At 44.8% G+C, this 20,740-nt stretch carries 12 protein-coding genes and 1 tRNA gene; 12 read left to right on the forward strand and 1 reads right to left on the reverse strand.

Translation table 11 applies throughout. From position 1 onward, the window contains the following. The first annotated feature begins 22 nt into the window (after window positions 1–22). The 12 genes from ACSSS3_RS05400 to ACSSS3_RS05455 all read left to right on the forward strand — a co-directional run bounded on the left by ACSSS3_RS05400 (window position 23) and on the right by ACSSS3_RS05455 (window position 18,690). Entirely contained in the window at window positions 23–2,455 is a 2,433-nt protein-coding gene (locus ACSSS3_RS05400; RefSeq protein WP_442846715.1) for a zinc-dependent metalloprotease, read from the forward strand. 584 nt (window positions 2,456–3,039) lie between these two features. Beyond that, window positions 3,040–3,486 carry a ferritin-like domain-containing protein gene (locus ACSSS3_RS05405; protein WP_442846716.1) on the forward strand — a complete coding sequence of 149 codons (447 nt, stop codon included), beginning with the start codon at window positions 3,040–3,042 and terminating at the stop codon, window positions 3,484–3,486. Between the two features lie 172 nt (window positions 3,487–3,658). After that, window positions 3,659–4,105 (forward strand): ferritin-like domain-containing protein, encoded by a 447-nt coding sequence (locus ACSSS3_RS05410; RefSeq protein ID WP_442846717.1) that lies wholly within the window; start codon window positions 3,659–3,661, stop codon window positions 4,103–4,105. Window positions 4,106–4,327: 222 nt separating this feature from the next. Beyond that, complete coding sequence (gene dnaE / locus ACSSS3_RS05415) at window positions 4,328–8,710, forward strand: DNA polymerase III subunit alpha (RefSeq protein WP_442846718.1); 4,383 nt, start codon at window positions 4,328–4,330, stop codon at window positions 8,708–8,710. Window positions 8,711–8,883: 173 nt separating this feature from the next. Further along, window positions 8,884–9,672, forward strand: coding sequence for a hypothetical protein (locus tag ACSSS3_RS05420; RefSeq protein ID WP_442846719.1), 789 nt, complete (start codon window positions 8,884–8,886; stop codon window positions 9,670–9,672). 278 nt (window positions 9,673–9,950) lie between these two features. Continuing rightward, the gene (locus tag ACSSS3_RS05425) at window positions 9,951–11,504 is read left to right on the forward strand and encodes a choice-of-anchor I family protein (protein WP_442846720.1); all 1,554 of its coding nucleotides are present in this window, start codon (window positions 9,951–9,953) and stop codon (window positions 11,502–11,504) included. A gap of 248 nt (window positions 11,505–11,752) precedes the next feature. Then, entirely contained in the window at window positions 11,753–13,555 is a 1,803-nt protein-coding gene (locus ACSSS3_RS05430; protein WP_442846721.1) for an alpha-amylase family glycosyl hydrolase, read from the forward strand. Window positions 13,556–13,819: 264 nt separating this feature from the next. Continuing rightward, window positions 13,820–14,137, forward strand: coding sequence for a thioredoxin (trxA, locus tag ACSSS3_RS05435; protein ID WP_099645772.1), 318 nt, complete (start codon window positions 13,820–13,822; stop codon window positions 14,135–14,137). Window positions 14,138–14,414: 277 nt separating this feature from the next. After that, window positions 14,415–14,960 (forward strand): ClpP family protease, encoded by a 546-nt coding sequence (locus tag ACSSS3_RS05440; protein ID WP_442846722.1) that lies wholly within the window; start codon window positions 14,415–14,417, stop codon window positions 14,958–14,960. A gap of 1,126 nt (window positions 14,961–16,086) precedes the next feature. Continuing rightward, entirely contained in the window at window positions 16,087–17,019 is a 933-nt protein-coding gene (locus ACSSS3_RS05445; RefSeq protein ID WP_442846723.1) for a DUF58 domain-containing protein, read from the forward strand. A 113-nt stretch (window positions 17,020–17,132) separates the two neighbouring features. Beyond that, window positions 17,133–17,206 (forward strand) — tRNA-Asp (locus ACSSS3_RS05450). Window positions 17,207–17,460: 254 nt separating this feature from the next. Further along, window positions 17,461–18,690, forward strand: a complete 1,230-nt coding sequence (locus ACSSS3_RS05455; protein WP_442846724.1) for a site-specific integrase — start codon at window positions 17,461–17,463, stop codon at window positions 18,688–18,690. A 577-nt stretch (window positions 18,691–19,267) separates the two neighbouring features. Here ACSSS3_RS05455 and ACSSS3_RS05460 read toward each other — a convergent pair. Further along, a complete protein-coding gene (locus tag ACSSS3_RS05460; protein ID WP_442846725.1) occupies window positions 19,268–20,002 on the reverse strand; it encodes a CPBP family glutamic-type intramembrane protease in 735 nt (244 codons plus the stop codon). Between the last annotated feature and the right edge of the window lie 738 nt (window positions 20,003–20,740).

Here is a 20,740-nt window from a genome sequence, read left to right on the forward strand (position 1 = left end):
CTTCAGCAGCAAAAATTAATTTATGCTGAAACGTATTACTCTTATAGGTTTTGCCGCCATGCTTACCTTTGGCTGCAAAACACAACAAAAAGCCGCTGCATCTGCCGATGCCGCAAAGCCTAAAGCAAAAGACGCAAAATTTAAACCTTATAATGAGGTAATTACCAAAGAGGCAGTTTCTGATGCCGGACTCTTTACCACCCATCGTGTAGATGAGAAGTTGTACTTCGAGATTCCCGACTCGCTCCTCAATAAAGATATGCTGCTTGTAAGCCGCATTGCCAAGGTGCCTTCAGAATATGGCGGCGGTTATGTGAATGCCGGTTCTAAAGTAAATGAGCAGGTTGTTCGCTGGGAACGCAGAGGCAACAAAGTTGATATAAAAGTCATCAGTTTTGAAAATGAAAGCGATGCCGAAAGCCCCATTACCAAATCGGTTTTGGCTAACAACTTCTACCCTATTTTGTTTAGTGCCGATATTAAAACCTTTTCCAAAGATTCTTCTGCCGTAGTAGACATCACCGATTTTTTCAGCAAAGATATCAGTGCGATCAACCCGGTATCTTCCCGAAGCCGCAAACAATACGGCATCAAAAGGCTGGACAGCGACCGTTCATATATCGAATCGGCAAATGCATATCCTCAAAATATCGAGGTTAAACACGTCATGACTTACGAGGCCGATGAACCACCATCGCGCGATCAGGCCGGAACTTTGACCTTTTTAATGAATCAGTCGATGATTCTTCTTCCCGAAGACAAAATGCAACCGCGACTTGCAGATCCCCGCGTAGGCTGGTTTACCCTTAGAAAATACGATTACGATTCAGACGAACTCAAATCTGACGATTACCGCATCCTGAAACGCTGGAGGCTGGTCCCAAAAGATATAGAGGCCTATAAGCGCGGCGAACTCGTTGAACCCGTAAAACCTATTGTATATTATCTGGATCCTGCAACTCCGATGAAGTGGCGCCCCTATTTTAAGCAGGGTATTGAAGACTGGAATAAAGCCTTTGAAGGTGCCGGCTTTAAGAATGCCATCATTGCCAAAGATCCGCCAACTACTGAAGAAGACCCTGAGTTTAGTCCGGAAGACGTGCGCTACTCGGTTATACGTTATGTAGCCAGCACCACACGTAATGCCGTGGGGCCTTCTGTAGCAGACCCGCGAACGGGTGAAATTCTGGAAAGCGATGTAATCTGGTACCACAATCACCTGCGCTCCTATCGCAACCGTTTTATGATAGAAGCCGGCGCTCAAAATCCCGATGCCCGCACGCTAAACACTCCCGAAGAGGAAATTGGCGAAATGATGCGTATGGTGATCGCTCATGAAGTAGGGCATGCCATTGGCCTTCCGCACAATATGAAAGCCAGCTCGGCCTATCCTACCGATTCATTGCGTGTGGCTTCGTTTACTCAAAAGTACGGCCTCACCCCTTCTATTATGGATTATGCCCGGGTGAACTACGTGGCACAACCCGGTGACGACGGTGTGCGCTACATCCGTATGATGGGACCTTACGATATGTATGCCGTAAACTGGGGATACCGCTACTTACCCGCAGCGGATTCACCCGAAGCAGAAAAAGAAACTCTGGACCAATGGATTCTGGACAAGGCAGACAACCCCTGGTATCAGTTTGGCAGTGCAGACGGTATTGACCCGCGCTCCCAAACCGAAAGTCTGGGCGACGACAACATCAAAGCCAGCGAATACGGCCTGGCTAATCTCAAAAAAGTGGTGCCTAACCTGATTGACTGGACAACTAAAGACGGCTACGGCTACGACAGCCTTGATGAAGTCTATGGCGAACTCACCGGCTTATGGCGCGGATATATCTTTCACGTCATTACCAATGTGGGCGGTTACTATGAGACCATCAAAACGGCAGATCAGGATGGAGCGGTTTACGAGCCGGTTCCTAAAGAAATTCAGGAGCGAGCCGTGCGTTTTTTAAACGATCACGCATTTAGCACTCCGGAATGGCTATTACACGAAGAACTTTTAAACCGAATTGAATCAACCGGTGCCATTGAGCGAGTAGAAAGTCTTCAATCGCGGGCACTTAGTGGTCTGTTGAGCACAAGCCGCCTAAACCGTATGGCTGAAAACACCGAAAACAACGGCGCTGTTGCTTATACTCCATTAGAGTTGATGACCGATTTGCGTACAGGAATTTTCAGCGAGCTATACCGTGGTCAAAAGACCGACGCCTACCGACGAAACCTGCAACGCAATTTTATCGATATCGCTACAGACTATATCAATAAAGAAAGAGCTAATGATGATGAAATCCTGAAATCAGATGTAAGCGCCCTGATGCGCGGTACGCTTTCGCGACTGCGAAATGATTTAAGAAATCGCAAAAACGCGACTTCAGACGGGATGACCCGCCTGCATTATGAAGATTTAATCGCCCGTATCGATCTGGCTTTTGAGAATAATTAAAACAAAATCAATGACATTCTAAATTTTGGATTTGCCTGGCTAGCACCTGTAAATACTAATGCTGGTAATTAAATTTGAATCGATGGGCTAATTTTCTTCTTTAGCATTCTTTTTCTTCAGCATAGCAAGAAGTCTCCGTTGAAAATTTTCGAAGCCCTGGAGAAAATTTAGGAGGCTTCTTGCGGTTTTGCCTGATAAGGCAAAAATGCCTAAGAAAAAGTGTCCTTTCTTTTGTTACTTTTCTTTGGACAAGCAAAGAAAAGTAAAGAAAATTATCAATAACCATTCGTATTCTAACGCAATGGATTTCCCTGTACAATTCAAATAGATATTAGAAAAGAAATTCTTAGGACTAATGCATTTATTTTAGGACAGGATTTATACCAAAATATCAAGTATACTAAAGCTAACGCGCTGCAGCTTTTGCAGCGCGTTATTTTTTTAACAGAAATACTCTTAAACCTGCTGTTAATTCCCCTTAAAACGGGTTAAATCCTGTTAATGATGATCATAGCAATCCCAATCAAATGTAACTTGATGAAAAGTTCGAAAGAATCGGGCGAAGAAATTTAAAAAATCAAGCTATGAGTTATTCAGAAGAAATGGGCAAAAAGCTCAACGAATTGTTAGAAAAAAATTACGATGCAGAAGCCGGATATAAGAAAGCGGCCGAAAAAGTAAAAAACGCAGCGCTTAAATCCTACCTCCTGAGCCGCGCACAGGATCGTTACGATTTTGGACACGAACTAAAAGCAGAACTCAAAGGTTTTGGTCAGGAACCGGATAAGGGTACCAGTCTTGCCGGTGATGCCCATCGCTTATGGATGGACCTAAAGACCGCACTTTCTTCAGATAAGGATGAAGCTGTTTTGGAAGAAGCCATTAGAGGCGAAAAAGCAGCATTGGAAGAATACAACGAGATCATTGAAGATACCGATTTACCAACTTCTACTGCTACCATTTTGGCTACTCAACGTAACAGTGTGAAAATGGCACTAAACGAAGCCAAAGCTCTGGAAGCAACTGCATAATAAGAACTTTCAGGTGTGTTTTCCCAATTGATGTTAAAGCTTCAGCTATAACGTTAAAGCTTCTTAATTAATTTGGAATCAGACACTTAATCCCTTATATTATTTATGAACGTTAACGAAACACGTTCACTACTAACCAAAAATGTTTCGATAATTTAAAAGAAGATTGAAGATGAAGTATACCGAGAAAATTTCGAATAAACTAAATGAATTATTAACCAAGAATTACGATTCAGAAGCCGGATATAAATTAGCTTCCGAAAACGTAAAGAATAATACTTTGAAAGAATATTTTAATGCGAGAGCCAAAGAACGTTATGATTTTGGCCATCAGCTGAAAAATGAAATCAAAGTATATGGCGAAACTCCCGATAAGGGAACCAGCTTAGTCGGCGATGCGCACCGCGTATGGATGAATGTAAAGTCGACCTTATCTAATGATAGTGAAGAAGCTATTTTAGAAGAAACTATCAGAGGTGAGAAAATGGCGATCGAAGAATATAACAATATCCTCGAAGAGCCAAACTTACCGCCCACGACTGAGTCCATTTTAAAGGTGCAGCGCGATCACATCAAGAGTGCTTTAGAAGAAGTAAAAGCATTTGAGATTATGGCGTAAAAGCCCCAATATTTGAATTAGCCGGCGATTAATTCGCCAGAAAAACAGCTCTGACAGTTTTGTCAGGGCTGTTTTTTTGTTTCGTCTAAATCCGTTAATAACTGCTGAGAAGATTCCTTTATAAAGCGAAGGCATTTCTATAATTTTAAACATTTAGCAGTTTTCGCTTTCGCGAAAAAATTTCATCCCCGAAACATCGGGACAACTCAAACACAATCAGCGATGTACCTCATATTTGATACTGAAACCACCGGCTTACCCAAAGACTGGAATGCGCCCATCACCGATTCTGATAACTGGCCCCGCGCCATACAGATCGCATGGCAACTGCACGACGATATGGGTAACTGTATCGAGCATCAGGATTACTTAATTCGTCCCGATGGTTTTGACATTCCCTTTGATGCCGAGCGTATACACGGTATTTCTACTGAGCTGGCCCAGCGTGACGGTTTGCCTTTAGGAGAAGTCCTAGGGAAATTTAAAACGGCTTTAGCGAAAACCAAATTTGTTGTAGGTCAGAATGTAGGCTTTGACGTGAATATCATGGGTGCAGAGTTTCACCGGCTTGACGTGGCTAACCAGCTGCAGGAATTGCCGGTTCTCGACACCTGTACCGAAACCACCGCACAACTCTGCCAGATTCCCGGCGGGCGTGGGGGGCGTTTTAAACTCCCTACCCTAACCGAATTGCACCAGTACCTGTTTAATCAGCCTTTTGCTGAAGCGCACAATGCCACCGCAGACGTTGAGGCAACCACGCGTTGCTTCTTTGAACTGGTACGCCGTCGCATTTTCACCCAGGAACAACTTGATGTTCCTGCGGGATACTTTGAGAAGTTTGACAGGGAGAATCCACAGCCTATAGAATTCATCGGGCTGAAGCACATCAACCTGAAAAAAGCTTCCAAAGAAATACGCAAAACCCTGCAAAAAGCAGATCAGGCCGATATTTCAAGGGAAGAAATCAAGGAAAACAAGGAGCAACTGGCCAAGGTAGATTTTGTACACCTGCATAACCACTCCCAGTTTTCCATCCTACAGTCTACCTCCAGCGTTCACGACCTGGTGGCAGCTGCCAAAAGCCAAAAAATGCCTGCAGTTGCCCTGAGCGATATGGGCAATATGATGGGGGCTTTCCACTTTGTGAAAGCACTAAGCGCCCATAACAAGGCGGCTGCTGCAAAAAACAAACAACTGGAAGAAGCGGGCGAAACGCCCACCGAAACCATCATCAAACCCATTGTAGGGATTGAGCTTAACGTCTGCGAAGACCACACCAATAAAAGTCAAAAAGACAACGGCTATCAGATTGTGTTTTTGGCCAAAAACAAAAAAGGCTATCACAATCTGGCCAAAATGGCCTCTATCGCCTACACAGACGGGTTTTACTACGTGCCGCGTATAGACCGAAGCATTGTAGAGCGTTATAAAGAGGACCTCATCGTACTTACCGGTAACCTTTATGGGGAAGTACCGGGCAAAGTGCTGAATGTGGGCGAAAAACAAGCCGAAGAAGCCCTGCTTTGGTGGAAGGAAACCTTTGGCGACGACCTCTACATCGAGGTGATGCGCCATGGTCAGGAAGATGAAGACCGGGTAAATCTGACTTTGGTGGAGTTTTCCAAAAAACACAACGTCAAACTGGTTGCTACAAACAACACCTTCTACATCAGTAAGGAAGACGCTACGGCGCACGATATTCTGCTTTGCGTAAAGGATGGTGAAAAGGTGGCAACACCAAAAGGTCGTGGGCGCGGCTATCGTTTTGGGCTTGATAATGAAGAATATTACTTCAAATCGGCAGACGAGATGAAAGCCCTGTTTACCGATTTGCCCGAAGCCATCAGCAATGTTTCGGAAGTGGTTGATAAGATCGAAGCCTTTGAACTGGCACGAGATGTACTCTTACCTGCCTTTAAGATTCCCGAAGAATTTCAGTTTGAAGAAGATAAACTGGATGGCGGCAAGCGCGGGGAAAACAAATACCTGGCGCACATCACCTACGAAGGTGCCAAAAAACGCTATAAAGAAATCACCCCCGAAATCAAGGAGCGCCTTGACTTTGAGCTGAGCGTTATCGAAAACACGGGTTATCCCGGGTATTTCCTTATCGTGGAAGACTTTATCCGCGAGGCGCGTAATATGGATGTATCGGTAGGTCCCGGCCGGGGTTCGGCTGCCGGTTCTGCCGTGGCCTACTGTCTGGGGATTACAAACATTGACCCGATCAAGTACGACCTGCTGTTTGAGCGTTTCCTCAATCCGGACCGGGTGAGTATGCCCGATATTGATATCGATTTTGATGATGAGGGCCGCAGCCGGGTTATGGATTATGTAATCAATAAATACGGGGCCAATCAGGTGGCGCAGATCATCACCTACGGTACGATGGCGGCCAAGTCGTCTATTCGCGATACCGCGCGGGTACTCGATCTGCCACTGGGTGATGCAGACCGCATCGCCAAGCTAATCCCCAATATGTCTAAGCTGGCGAAAATATTCGGGCAAAGCGAGGCTGATCTCAAGAAAAAATTCCGCTCAGACGATCTGGTAAAGGTTAACGAACTGCTTAATCTGGCCGAAGGTGATGACCTGGAGGGGCAAACCCTGCGCCAGGCGCGCCAACTGGAAGGTTCGGTGCGTAACACGGGGATTCACGCCTGTGGGGTGATCATCACACCCGATGATATTACCAATTTCGTTCCCGTTTCTACAGCAAAAGATTCCGACCTCTACGTCACCCAGTTTGACAACTCGGTCGTGGAAGAAGCAGGGCTCCTGAAAATGGACTTCCTGGGTCTGAAGACCCTTACGCTGATTAAAGACACCGTAAAACTGGTGAAGCACAAGCACGGCATCGACCTCGATCCCGATAACTTCCCGCTTGATGATCAAAAGACCTACGAACTCTTTCAACGCGGGGATACGGTAGGGATATTCCAATACGAATCGCCAGGAATGCAGAAACATATGCAGGCCTTAAAGCCCACCGTGTTTGAAGATCTTATTGCGATGAACGCGCTGTACCGCCCGGGACCAATGGAATACATCCCCAGCTTTATCGCGCGGAAACACGGGGAAGAAGAGATTCAGTACGACCTGCCGGCGATGCAGGAATACCTGGAAGAAACCTACGGGATTACCGTGTATCAGGAGCAGGTGATGCTCCTGTCGCAGAGTCTGGCAGGCTTCAGTAAAGGTGATGCCGACGTGTTGCGGAAGGCGATGGGTAAAAAGATTTTCGCCCTGCTCGAAAAATTAAAACCCCAGTTTCTCGATGGCGGGGAGAAAAACGGGCATCCGCGTGAAATCCTCGAGAAAATCTGGAAAGACTGGGAAGCTTTTGCAGCCTACGCTTTTAACAAGTCGCACTCTACCTGCTACGCGTGGATTGCCTACCAGACCGCCTATTGCAAGGCCCACTACCCTGCCGAATATATGGCGGCGGTACTGTCAAACAATATGAACGACATCAAGCAGGTCACCTTCTTTATGGAAGAGTGTAAGCGTATGGGGCTCGAGGTTTTGGGTCCTGATGTCAATGAATCCTTTAGAAAATTTACCGTAAACGACCGCGGCGCCATCCGTTTTGGGATGGGAGCCGTTAAAGGTGTGGGCGGTAATGCCGTACAAACCATTGTTGAAAACCGGAAAGACGGTCCGTATCGCTCGGTTTTTGACCTTGCGAAACGCATCGATCTGCGGGCAGCCAATAAAAAAGCCTTTGAAAGCCTCGCGCTTGCCGGGGGCTTTGACAGCTTTACCGCGACCCACCGCGCCCAGTATTTTAAAGATGAGGGCGACGGTATCACCTTTTTGGAGAAAGCGGTAAAATACGGTGCCAAGTTTCAGGAAAATGAAAACTCGGCTCAGGTAAGTCTTTTTGGCGAAGCCAGCGAAGTGCAGATCCCCGAGCCCCTTGTGCCGCCCTGCGAAGAATGGGGCACGATGGAAAAACTGCGCCGCGAGAAGGAAGTGGTGGGTATCTACATTTCGGGCCATCCGCTCGATGATTTTAAACTGGAAATGGAAAACTTTTGCAACGGTAAAATCAGTGATTTTAACAATCTGGAGCAGCACCTCAACCGCGAACTCACGATTGGCGGGGTCATTAGCGACGTGCAGCACCGGGTTTCCAAAAACGGTAAAGGCTGGGCCGCCTTTACGGTAGAAGATTTTGACGAGTCTTTTGAGTTTAGGATGTTTGGCGAGGAGTACCTCAAGTTCAGGCATTTTCTAATACCCAACTCCTTTGTGCATATGCGTGTGTTTGTACGCGAGGGATGGACGAACCGCGATACCGGCAAAAAAGGCGAACCGCGTTTGCAGTTCAACAACTTTATGCAGTTGCAGGACGTGATGGAGACGTTTAGCAAAAAACTCACGATCAACCTTGATTTGAAGGAAGTGCAAAGTGCCCGTATAGAGCAGCTTCGGGAAACCCTGTTTAACCACCGCGGCGATCATAATTTGCATTTTTACGTGTTTGAAAGCGACGAAAAAATCGCCTTGCAAATGCCCAGTCGAAAGAAAAAGGTAAAAATAAGCAGCGCCCTATTGCACGAGCTAAATGCGCAACGCTTTAGTTTTAAATTGAATTAACTGTAAAGATAATTTGGGCGTTCCCCCCTCTTAAGATGGGGTCGGGTCATTCGCTGCAATCTGTCCCGTCCCGATAAATATCGGGATCGGGACAGGATTTACGCTGCAATCCCTAACGCAGAGTTATATCAATGGCTAGTTTTTAAAAAGACTTACTTATAAACTAAATAAGAATGAATTTATGTAAGCTTTGTAAAGTTCGAAATGCTGATAAAGAGAATTCACATATAATACCAAAATTTCTTGGGAAACCGCTTTTCAATAGTCACATACACAGGGAGGCGTTAGAAATTAAGAAGGGCGGTGGGAATCGAAAAATTCAAGATATTCCGAAAGAAGATTTTTTGTTTTGCTCGGGTTGCGAACAAAAATTCGCAATACTTGAGACCTATTTCGCAAGAAAATTAGTATCAATAAATGACTTTAGAAATCGAAAAAATGATTTCCGATTGATTCAAGTATATTCTAATAGATTATTGATTCCAAATAACATCAACCCAATATTCTTTAAATTATTTTCGCTCTCTTTATTTTGGCGAACTTCTATTTCTCAATCCATTTTATATGAAAAATTTAAACTCCCAGATTTAATTGAAGAAGAGTTAAGACTTTTTTTAAGTAGGAATTTAAAAGAAAAACATAAAGAGCTTGTCGAAGAATTATCTAAAATTGAAAACACTCCCAATTATCATTTTGTTGTTTTTAAACCAGAATTTAATGACAGGCATTTCATAGGCGGACTGACTGCCTATCAAACATCAGAAAATATATATACCATTTTTACGAGCGATTTGGTTTTTCAATTTCACTCAGATTTAAGTAATGCCGATCCTGTTATGAATTTGGTATCAAATCTCCAAAACGAAGAAGTTAGAGTAATTCTTAGCTCTAACGAAAACTGGAAAGAGCTTAGTAGTGCCGTAATTAAAAAGGTCATTAATAACCCGCGTGAGGGATTGTAGTGAAAAGCCCACAGTCCCGATTTTTATCGGGACGAGGACCTGAAACAGAAAGCCTGCCTTTGCCGGCAGGCAGGCCCGACCCCGCCTTTTGCGGGGTCACGCCCAAAAAACAAACAAAATCCCCAACTCCCCTCCTTCTTTACCCAAAGGTTACCAAAACTTTATCCCAACCGGCTCTTACACCCCGGCGTAACGATTATTTAGCAAAGCCGTAATCCTGTATAAACCCATACTTGCCTGCGACCGCGCTATTTTCACGTCCTCAAACCAAACAAGACATGAAAAAAAGAATACTTTCCGCTTTAGTCGTGGCGGCACTGGCATTTACAGGCTGTGAAAATGACGATGACACCACACAACCGGTGGTAGATACCACAGTTAATTTTACCTACCTCGCTTCTGTGGATCTGGGTGGCGAGGCCGCTGCCGAAATCAGTGCCTACGACCCGCAAACCCAGCGTTTATTTGTAACCAACTCCGAGAAAAACGGCGTTTCGGTGGTTGATCTTTCAGACCCTGCAAATCCGGTACTTTTGGAAGCTTCCTTTTTAGCCGTGGGAACGGTAAACAGCGTAGCCGTAAAAGACGGCAAACTGGCCATTGCCATTGAAAATGCGGTAAAACAAAACAACGGGAAAGTTGCCGTATACAACACTTCTGACCTCAGCCTGGATGCCGAATATACCGTGGGCGCCCTGCCCGATATGGTGACCTTTACGCCAGACGGCAACTACATTCTGGTAGCCAATGAAGGCGAACCCAACGATGCCTATACCGTAGATCCGGAAGGTTCGGTAAGCGTGATCGACCTGGCGACAGGTACGGTGCGTAATGCCGGTTTTAGCGCATTTAGCGGGCAACAAGCCAGTCTGGAAGCAGAAGGCTTCCGTATTTTTGGCCCGGGCGCGTCTTTTACGCAGGACATAGAACCTGAATACATCGCAGTCTCAGACGACTCGGCTACCGCCTGGATCACGCTTCAGGAAAACAACGGCATAGCCAAACTCGATATCGCCACGGCAAGCATTACAGACATTTATCCGTTAGGCTTTAAAGACTTTTCGCAAAGCGAAAACATGCTCGATGCCAGCAACCGCGATGATGTTGACGAACTCAAAAACTGGCCGGTGTTCGGGATTTATATGCCCGATGCGATATCACATTTCACCGCAAACGGAATGAGCTATCTGATCACCGCTAACGAGGGCGACTCCCGCGATTACGACGGATACAGCGAAGAAGAGCGCATTAAAGACATCACCCTTGATCCTAATGCCTTTGCTGCTTTTGATATTGCGATGCTACAGGAAAATGAAAACCTGGGCCGTCTAAAAATCACAACGGCAAACGGAGATACCAATGGCGACGGGAATTTTGATGCTTTATACAGCTACGGTGCGCGCTCGTTCTCAATCTGGGATACCAACGGAACTTTGGTTTACGACAGCGGCGATGACATCGCCCGTAAAAACCTGGAGTTTGCACCCCAGTATTTTAACCTGGACAATGAAGACAACGCAACCAATCTTCAGGACGGTGAAAAAGACGGCAGAAGCGACGATAAGGGTGCCGAGCCGGAGTCAACTGCAATATTGGATATAGCCGGCGAGCGCCAGATCGCAATCATAGGCCTGGAGCGCGTAAGTGCATTGATGGTATATGATGTAACCAACCCGGCTGCACCGGTATTCCTGCAATGGCTGCAACGCAACACCGATGTGGCTCCTGAAGGACTGATCACGGTATCACGAGAAGACAGTCCTAACGGTAAAGACCTCATCATCGCAGCGCACGAAGCTTCCGGAACGGTAAGCATTTATCAGAATAATTGAGTTTATTGTTTCCATCTACCATGAAGAGGATGTCAAACTGCCCCGAAAGGTCGGGGGTCGAAGTTTAGACTCTTGTTTGTATTGTATTGTCTTCGACCCCCGAAGCCTCGGGGCAGACTGACAATAAGAAAAGAGAACCACCCACACCAGGTGGTTTTTTTATGCTTTATTTGGCAGTTAAGCATATCACAACAAAGCGGTTACAGCCGGGATGCTTTAGTAATTTCGACAGGATAAAGCTGTAAATTATGCAAACTACAATTGAAAAATCGGCCGGAATGGGAGCCGTTTTGCTTGACGGGGTAACTACCTTTCGCGTTTGGGCGCCCAACGCCGATAAAGTCTACGTTACCGGGGATTTTAATAACTGGCAGGAAACTGATTTTGCCCTCGAAGCCGAAGAAAACGGCTACTGGGCAGGTGCCTCTGCAGATGCGCAGGAAGGCGATGAATACAAATACATCATTCACAATGGGGAGCAAAAGCTGTTTCGCAACGATCCCTATGCGTTTGAAATGACTAACAGTAACGGCAACAGCATCATCAGAAGTCTCGATTTTGAATGGAATGATGAGGCTTTTGAAATCGACGACTGGAATAAACTCGTGATCTATGAACTGCACGTGGGCACCTTTAACCGCAAAGACCCGGATCGTGTAGGCACCTTTGAAGATGTGATTGAAAAATTACCGTATCTTCAGGAACTAGGCATCAACTGTATTGAATTGCTACCGGTGGCGGAATTTGCCGGGGGTATTTCGTGGGGTTATAATCCCGCGCAGCCCTTTGCCGTTGAAACCGATTATGGAGGTCCCGATGGTTTTGCGAAGCTGGTTAACGAAGCGCACCAACATGGTATCGCCGTGATTATGGATGTGGTGTACAACCATTTTGGCCCCAGCGATGTGGATTTGTGGCAGTTTGACGGCTGGAGCGATAATGAAAAGGGTGGTATTTACTTTTACAACGACCACCGCAGCACAACACCCTGGGGAGACACGCGACCCGATTACGGCAGACCCGAAGTACGCCAGTATTTGCGCGATAACGCCTTGATGTGGATTGAAAAATACCATTGTGACGGCCTGCGTATGGATGCGACCTCCTACATTCGCTATGAAGGCGGCGGTCTGGGGGCAGATACCGCGATTGACGAAGGCAACCAGATGATGCGCGATATCAATCAGGAATTACAAGCCAAATATCCTAAAGTGCTCACCATTGCCGAGGATTTAAAGGGCGACGAGTTTGTCACCAACGGTATCGCCTACGGCGGAATAGGCTACGGTGCGCAATGGGATATGCATTTTGTACACCCGGTGCGTGAAGTTTTGCAGAATACCAGCGATGACGGTCGTGATCTTCAGAAGATTGTAGATGCGCTGGAATACACGTACAGCGGAAACGTGTTTAAACGGGTGGTCTATACCGAATCGCACGACGAGGTAGCCAACGGAAAAGCCCGCGTGCCTGAGGAAATTCAGCCGGGGGATGCGGAGAGCGAATTTGCCAAACGCCGTGCGATTTTGGGCATGGTACTTACGCTGACGGCACCGGGAATCCCGATGCTGTTTCAGGGGCAGGAGTTTATTGAGGACGAGTATTTTCAGGATACCGAAGCGCTGGATTGGGACAAACACGACAGACATCAGGGCATTGCCCAATTGCTGGGCGATATCATCAGACTCAGAACCGGAGCGCTGGAAGGTGCAAACGGACTTAACGGGCAACATCTGCAAATCATCCATTTTAATACGGAAACCAAAGTACTGGCCTATAAGCGCGGCGGGGCTGAAGAAGAACAGGTGCTGGTAATTTTGAATTTCAGGAACCAGGATTATACCGACTATGGAATAGGCATCGACACCCATAAAAACTGGAAACTACGCATCAACGCAGACTGGAAAGGTTATGACGAAGCACTTTCAGATCTGGAGGTACGGGATCTGGTTAAAGAGGAGCGCGAGACAGACGGGAAGCCTTTTACGGGAGTATTTAACATCCCCAGTTATGGTGCCCTGATTTATACGGTATCAAAAACGGAAGGCTAATGCCCGCGTGAGGGATGGCAGCGGCATCCTTTTTTACGGCAATTACAAGATGCTTAAATTGAGCAAAAAGATTCCTGTTGCCGTAAAAAAGATATAGCGTACAGCCCGACCCCGCCTTTTGCGGGGGCACGCCCAAAGCCAGCCTGATAAAGCCTTAAAAATCAATTAAAGTGATAAACGGATAGCCAAATCTGATTTGGCTTTTGTAAGCTTTGGAAAAATAAATGACTAATTTTGTGTTTTAATCCACTAAAATAACGAAAAATGGCACTAGAAATAACAGACGCAAATTTTGAAGAAGCGGTATTGCAATCAGACAAGCCGGTATTGGTTGACTTTTGGGCAGCCTGGTGTGGTCCCTGCAGAATGGTAGGACCCGTAATTGAAGAAATAAGCAAAGAATACGAAGGCAAAGCGGTTGTAGGTAAGCTTGATGTAGATGCCAATCAGGAATTTGCAGCGAAATACGGCGTGCGTAACATCCCAACGGTATTGATGTTTAAAGGTGGTGAAGTTGTAGGCCGCCAGGTAGGTGTTGCTCCTAAAAATGTATATACAGAAGCTATAGACGGTTTACTATAACCCGCAAAGCATTTGAAAAAGATAAAGAAGGTTTGACCGCAGGGTCAGGCCTTTTTTATTGGGTTTTGGTGGTATTTTTATCCCGCCGGGAGCGGAATGTTTTTACAAGCTTTTCCCAAACATATTCTGTATACTTGTTGGGGGGCTGAAAAAATGTTCCGAAATTTACTGGGTTAGTAAAATTGCTGCCCGGCATATCTCAAAAACCGGGAAACCCTGGGGTACGGGCCCTAAAGCCGAAGCCCAAACAGCTTTAATTAGAAAATAAAAAAGAACAATGGAAACCAAAAAAGGAAAACCACAAGATATTATTGATGCCAAATTGCTTGAAGAGCGCAAAGTCTTTTTATGGGGACAGGTTGACGACAAAAGTGCCAGGCACGTTGTAGACCGCCTGCTGTACCTGGATGCAATTAGCAATGACGAAATTCAGTTTTACATCAACAGTCCGGGAGGTTATGTGACTTCGGGATTTTCAATCTACGATACAATAAAGTCTATCAAGAGTCCGGTTTCTACCATTTGCACCGGTCTGGCTGCCAGTATGGGTAGTATTTTATTGAGTGTGGGCGAAAAAGGGCGTCGTTTTATACAGCCTCACGCCCGTGTGATGATTCACCAGCCCAGCGGCGGTGCACGCGGCCAGGCGAGTGATATCGAAATTACCGCTCAGGAAATTTTAAAAACCAAAGAATTAAGCGCGCGTATTCTTGCCGAAAACTGCGGTCAGGACTATGATAAAGTGATGAAAGACTTTAACCGCGACCACTGGATGGGTGCTGAAGAGTCTGTAGAATACGGAATCGTAGACGGAATACTTTAATCAGTAGGCAGCGGGCAGTCTCAGTTGGCAGATTGAAAACAAATCTCTGCCGACTGAGACTGTAAAATGTGAACTGTGAACTGTGAACTGAAAACCGAGTGCCGCGACCCAAGGAGCGGTGTATCGAAAGGGACGGCTTGATACCACAAGACAGCGGGCAGTCTCAGTTGGCAGATTGAAAACAAATCTCTGCCGACTGAGACTGTAAAATGTGAACTGTGAACTGTGAACTGAAAACCGGTCACTGAGTGCTGCGACTAAAGGAGCGGTGTATCGAAGGGAACGGCTTGATACCACAAGACAGTGGGCAGTAGCAGTGGGCAGTTTGAAATACAAATTGTGATGACAATTACTGCCGACTGAGACTGAAAACTGAAAACTGAAAACCGGTCACTGAGTGCCGCGACCCAAGGAGCGGTGTATCGAAGGGAACGGCTTGATACCACAAAACAGCAGGCAGTAGCAGTGGGCAGTTTGAAATACAAAGTGTGATTAAAATTACTGCCCACTGAGACTGTGAACTGTGAACTGAAAACCGGTCACTGAGTGCCGCGACCTAAGGAGCGGTGTATCGAAGGGGACGGCTTGATACCACAAAACAGCAGGCAGTAGCAGTGGGCAGTTTGAAGATACAAAGTGTGATTAAAATTACTGCCGACTGAGACTGTGAACTGTGAACTGAAAACCGGTCACTGAGTGCCGCGACCCAAGGAGCGGTGTATCGAAGGGGACGGCTTGATACCACAAAACAGCAGGCAGTAGCAGTGGGCAGTTTGAAATACAAATTGTGATTAAAATTACTGCCGACTGAGACTGTAAACTGAAAACTGAAAAGCGGTGTATCGAAGGGAATGGCTTGATACCACAAAACAGTTGGCAGTAGCAGTGGGCAGTTTGAAGATACAAAGTGTGATTAAAATTACTGCCGACTGAGACTGTGAACTGTGAACTGAAAACCGGTCACTGAGTGCCGCGACCCAAGGAGCGGTGTATCGAAGGGAACGGCTTGATACCACAAAACAGTAGGCAGTAGCAATGGGCAGTTTGAAGATACAAAGTGTGATTAAAATTACTGCCGACTGAGACTGTGAACTGAAAACTGAAAACCGAACTCTAAACTAAAAAAGTGCTAGACATTCAAACCCATTTAAACAGTATTGCCGGATTTAATAATCTGGAGCTGCTCGCAGGTCAGGTTGTTGAGGGGTTTATTAGTGGTATGCACAAGAGTCCGTTTCACGGGTTTTCGGCTGAGTTTGCAGAGCATAAGGTGTACAACAGTGGTGAAAGCACCAAACACATAGACTGGAAGCTCTATGCCCGCACCGATAAGCTGTATACCAAACGCTATGAGGAGGAGACCAATCTGCGCTGTCATCTGATACTCGATAACAGCAGCAGCATGCACTACCCGGCGCTAAAGCAGACGGACCTTAACAAGCCCAATAAGATTGCTTTTGCGGTACTCGCGTCGGCTGCGATTATGCAGTTGATGAAAAAACAGCGTGATGCGGTAGGCCTGAGTATTTACGCTGAACATTTTGAGTATTACGCTCCGGAAAAAGGCAGCGAGCGGCATCATCATATGCTGCTTGATCAGCTCAATGGAGTATTGAAAAATGCAAACAAATCGGTTAAGACCGATACCTACGCCAATCTGCATTTTATTGCCGAAAAGCTGAAACGGCGTTCGCTGGTATTTTTATTCAGTGATCTGTTTCAAAATGAAGTGCAGCAGGAAAAGACGTTTGAAGCGCTTCAGCATTTAAAATACAACAAGCACGAAGTTGTACTCTTTCACACCTACGACAGCGCTACCGAATTAAATTTTGATTTTGATAATGCGCCCAAGCGTTTTGAAGATGTGGAGACCGGCAAACGCATTGATGTGTTTTCAGATACAGTAAAAGAAAGCTATAAGGATGCGGTCACCGCTTATTTTGAGGCGGTTAAACTGCGCTGTGCCCAATACCGCATCAGTTATGTTCCGGCAGATATACAGCGCGGCTTCGCTCCGATCCTGAGCAGTTTTCTGGTGGAACGCAGACAGTTTTTATAGGATTTAAAAAAACTTTTAAAATTTGTTTGCGTACTTTAAAAATGGGTGTATATTTGCACCCGCAAGAAAGGAAATGATAAGCACTTCACGCTTGCAAAAGTTCATAAAATATTGGTCTGGTAGTTCAGTTGGTTAGAATACATGCCTGTCACGCATGGGGTCGCGGGTTCGAGTCCCGTCCAGACCGCTAGGAGTTATTCCAAATTCCTCTAAAAGCCTGTAAATCATATGATTTACAGGCTTTTTTGTTTTAGTTGATGTCAAATAATGGCCTTTAATTGCAAATAAAAGGTGTCTGATTCGGTGAGTGTTTTGGAATCGAAAAAACACTCACCGGGAAAGCTTGTAAAGTGTTAAAATTAAAGGCGTTACACGATTCCTTTAACACTTTTTAAAACAGACTTTTGTACTTTAAATCCCTCAAATTTAAAGGCAATTCTGATGGCACATTCTATTTCAATTCTTTTCTATCAAAAAAGCACCGCTTCAAAAACGACCAAACCCGCAACCATTTACGCGCGCATCACAGTAGATTCAAAGCGTAGCGAGTTTTCAACCCAACATAAGGCCACCAATAAGTGGGATTCTAAACTTGGAAAAATGGCGGGTTCGAGTGCAGAAGCCCGAATGGTTAACCGCCACCTGGACGATGTACGAACCAAAATCTACGAGATCTACGACAGGTTACTTCGGGAAGAAAAACCGGTTTCTGCGCAAATCATTCGGGATATCTATCAGGGCAAAGACAAGGAACATAAAATGCTCCTGGAGCTTTTTAAGGAACACAACGACAAAATCGAGAGTCTCATTGGCAAAGGCTATTCCAGCGGCACCCTGCAACGCTATAATGCCGCTCGCACCCATCTGGAGCATTACCTGCAGTTTACCAAAAAGAGAGCCGATATTCCACTTGGCGAAATAGACTATGAATTTATTTCCGGTTTTGAACATTATCTGAAATCGGAGAAAAACTGCGCACATAATACGGCCACCAAATACATCGTAAACTTTAAGAAGATCATGCGCATCGCTTTAGCAAACCAATTCATTGAGAAAGATCCCTTCTTTCACTGGAAGTCCAATTGGAAAACCAAGGAACGGGAATTTTTAACCCGGGACGAACTCAATGCCTTGTCCCAAAAAGAATTTTCTATCGGACGTCTGGAGCAGGTACGCGACATCTTTTTGTTTTGTTGCTTTACCGGTCTGGCCTATGCTGATGTAAACAAACTCACTAAAAACGATTTGGTACCGGGTCTTAATGGCGAAACCTGGATCAAAACCAGACGTCAAAAAACGAATACCCTCAGCAGCATTCCCCTCCTGCCCACCGCTGCCGGAATATTAAAGAAATACGAAACCCACGCATGCAGAACTCAGAATAACAAACTGCTCCCGGTTTTGAGCAATCAGAAGTCTAATGCTTACCTCAAAGAAATAGCCGATTTATGTGGAATCACCAAAAGCCTCACTACACACCTGGCCCGGCATACCTTTGCCACCACCGTAACCTTATCTCGGGGCGTACCTATGGAAACGGTAAGTAAGATGTTAGGCCATACCTCTCTAAAGACTACACAGATTTATGCACAGGTAATCGATTCTAAGATTGGAGCAGATATGGAGGCTTTACAACAACAGGAACCCCTCATTCAAATACCCTCAAAATAATTGAAAATAGCCTCCTAAAATTTGATGCGTTTTGCGTCCCAGTACTAGTCCCAGTACTGGTCCCATAAATGGACCTGATGTAGACTTCTGATGGGACACAGCGTACTCAATTTTGGACAAGTTCTGGTACACTAGTGTCCCAATACTGGTACTTTCTATAAACATATAAACATTTAAAACACAAACATTAAAAAGCCAATAGGATAAAAATATATATTAAGCAATTGGGCTTTGGCAAAAAGAAATTTAGATTAGGCTCTGATTCATTTTTAAAGCCATTTTAGGCTTCAAATCACAAAATTGAGGCAAGTATACTTTGGGCCTTTAAATCGTTTTTTAAAACGCCTTAAAATTCCGACTACAAACGTTTAGCCGTTTTTAATAAAGTTTGAGATGTTTTAATGCAAAATGGGCTGACTACAATTAGGCCTCGACACGAGTTTATAGATAAAATCAATTCGTCATTTAATAGTATTTGTAGTTCAATACTATTAATTGGCATAGCCATTTTAGGACGGTTTTAGACGGGTATAGTTAACGGATTGTAATGATTTAGCAGGCATTTCTAAAATTAGGACTATAGTAACCGAATACAAAAATTCATTAAATTAACCATATTATGTCCTACAGTTGGTAAAATCAAATTTCCAGAGAATTTTCTCAGAATGCCCAAACTCAACGAGGTAATTAGGGTAATGTAGACAATCGTAATATAATCTACTTTAAACTCCATCGCTTCGGTTAACACAACACCATGAATCATAGCAAACAGAAAGGTTACGATTATAAATCCCCAGCCAAAAAATATACCTTTCACTTGTTTTGCGGGAACAAAGGCCTTACTTAACAACCATAAAAGAATCCCTCTGTAAACGATTTCCTCCGTCAACCCCGGTAAGGTGGCTTGAAATACAAACTGCTCCAGATCAAACGCCCCTCCCTTAGGGAAGAGTATCATTTTAAAGACAAAATCAAAAACGAGAAATCCCAGAAAAATAAAAATCCCAAGCTTAAGCGTCCTTTTATTAAAAACGGCTGTAAACCCTATATCCTTTCTGATGGATTTCGAATGATATCCTATAAACATCAAGGCAATAATCAGACTTAACAACATACCGCTCCAATTTCCGGTTAAACCCCAGGCATCGAGTTTTATCCATTTATATCCCAATATGCGGGTGTAGGAGTCCAGAAGAAAGTACCCACAAAAGAGTAAAATATATTTAGGTTGGGTTTGTTTTGTTGTGAGTTGTGCAACAAGTAGTAAAGGGATGATAATGCTTAACCAGATTACTGGTGTCCATAATGACATAAGTTCTTTTTTTGTTCGTACTATCCTTATGACGACTCACTCCGCTCCTTGTTACAGGAGTTACCAGATAACCTAAAAGGACTAGTTAAAATCAGTGAGAGAGCGTCAACAGATTAGGCTGTCGTAAATTGAGGAAAAATACCCGATTCTAACAGGCACTCACGTCATACGTTGCCCGACACAGCTTTGCCATCCAGGCGATGCTTCAGGAAGTACCATTACAGACCCTATCAGAGCTATTTGGGCACCAGCTTGAATACCAATCAGGTGTATTAAAGTCGCTGCCCAGTACGGTATTAGACGGGTAAAATGAACGCATCCTGATCCTTTGATAGCTAATTAAAGCTTCTTAACTCATCAAATAAAGTAGGGTGAACCCACACTGAGTCCACAGTGAACCCACACTGCAACCACACTTTGCCACACTTTTCGTGGGTGAGTGTTGGTTTATAATAGAGTGAATATTACAGTGGAGGTCATTATGCTACTGAAAAACCACAGATGAGTGAATATGCTCCAGAATATTTTCACCTCCAGCTTTTATTTTTAAAACGGAGTCAGTATTCCTATAAATAACAAATACCTATAATTAAAGCTTGAGAGGGGTCAACTTAGTCCTGAACTTACCATTAAGGTGAGTGAAAAAATTTAAACTATTGGAATTATAAATCACATTTCACTTTATGAAATAAAGAAGTTATTTCATTTACCTTAACAAAGTCCTTTTATGGAATCATT

It is taken from the genome of Leeuwenhoekiella sp. H156, from assembly GCF_052218455.1.
In the GTDB taxonomy this organism is placed as follows: Bacteria; Bacteroidota; Bacteroidia; order Flavobacteriales; family Flavobacteriaceae; genus Leeuwenhoekiella; species Leeuwenhoekiella parthenopeia.